The sequence below is a fragment of the Polaromonas sp. P3_C2 genome (genome assembly GCF_056402675.1).
In genome coordinates this window covers 1-1,312 of record NZ_JBFUGX010000927.1, presented here as the reverse complement: position 1 = coordinate 1,312, position 1,312 = coordinate 1, and the positions used below count along the sequence as shown (strand labels likewise).

At 53.9% G+C, this 1,312-nt stretch carries 2 protein-coding genes; both read left to right on the top strand.

The annotated features are described in order from the left end of the window. The first annotated feature begins 164 nt into the window (after window positions 1-164). Window positions 165-662 carry a hypothetical protein gene (locus tag AC1DWI_RS23465; RefSeq protein WP_477669325.1) on the top strand — a complete coding sequence of 166 codons (498 nt, stop codon included), beginning with the start codon at window positions 165-167 and terminating at the stop codon, window positions 660-662. A gap of 82 nt (window positions 663-744) precedes the next feature. Next, entirely contained in the window at window positions 745-1,305 is a 561-nt protein-coding gene (locus tag AC1DWI_RS23460) for a DUF3885 domain-containing protein (protein WP_477669324.1), read from the top strand. Window positions 1,306-1,312 lie beyond the last annotated feature (7 nt).

Sequence of the window (1,312 nt, the reverse complement as noted above, 5' to 3'; positions counted from 1 at the left end):
GCGCAGCATCTTGCCGCTGCGGGTTTTTGGCAGCGCTAAAGCAAAGTCTCAACACATTTTTCATCAAGATGAGACATTGCCGATAGGCGCATAAAATTATGCGTTCCCAACACGCGTACTTCCGTTTTCAGCGRCTTCGGCAGATTTCACGCCTCTTCCAAAAAATGCAAAAAGAACCGTTATTTCGCAAAGTAAACACGACTGCCCGTGGCGTACATCACCACTTTGGGGGTGATTTTCGCCACGAGAGAAATACCAAAAAAGAAGTGCAATCGGAGGCGACGCGCAGCTCCATGCATGGCAAGCAGCAACGCGGCCTGGACTACACACCGCTTTTCAGGTTTCTTCTGTCAAAAATCGGCACCGACTGGAACTCTGTGCATCGTGAGGCGGTAAGCCGGCTAGACAAACCCGAGCCGATTTTCTGGCTAGTCGCACTTCATGAACACGAGAAGAAAGACTTTGTTCGCATGGGAGAGTCAAGCTACTTCAGCGGCTTGTATGTGGATGAGAAAGGGCTTCTTGCAATCGTCAACCCCGATCTGGGACCTGAAAAGATGGCGCCGCTTTGCCGGTGTTGCACTCACACCTTTAACGGTAAACCCTTCGGCAGGCCTGTAACGGACGCGTCCTTCTTCAGCGGTGACCCACTCAGCGAATAACAAAGCGGCTCCCTAACAATGCGAATACTCTCCTCCATGCGGACTGCCAGCGCCCGCCGACCGTGTCCAACTTAAGTCCAGCATGAATCCAGATCACGTTCTGCGCGCATGGAAGACCGCATTTCCGCACGCAAGCCCCGCGGGCTTCCTCTGCCGCCAGGCGATCCCACTGCGGTGGGTCCGAATACACAGCCTACCGGAGGCAAAGCGATATGCCGACTCCGACAAAGAGCGAATGGAAGTACTTCGCCGCTACAACGAAACAGCGCAAGAACTTCTGGGGCAAGACAGTAATTGCGTGCTGTTTGCAACCCAGTTCGGTGAAAAGCGATCATGGGATCCGGATGAGCAAGGCCCGCTCGACCAGCTTCCGCTCACCCACGTGATGGCCGATAGCGAAGAAGACGATGCRATGCAGTTCGTTGCGGCCAACATTACCTGGCGATCTGGAGACTTCGACCTGCTGTTAAGCGCGGTAGCTGATGACAAAACYGGCCCCGTTCTAATTTTCAATCCGGAGCGCCAAACAGCGTTTGCGCCCTACGATGGCGGCGCCGATCTATTCTTCAAATCTGAGGAAGATGCTCACCGAACCAGGCAGATGTTTCAATCCTGGTTGTCAGATCGCCCTGACGGTCTTTGACGGTCTT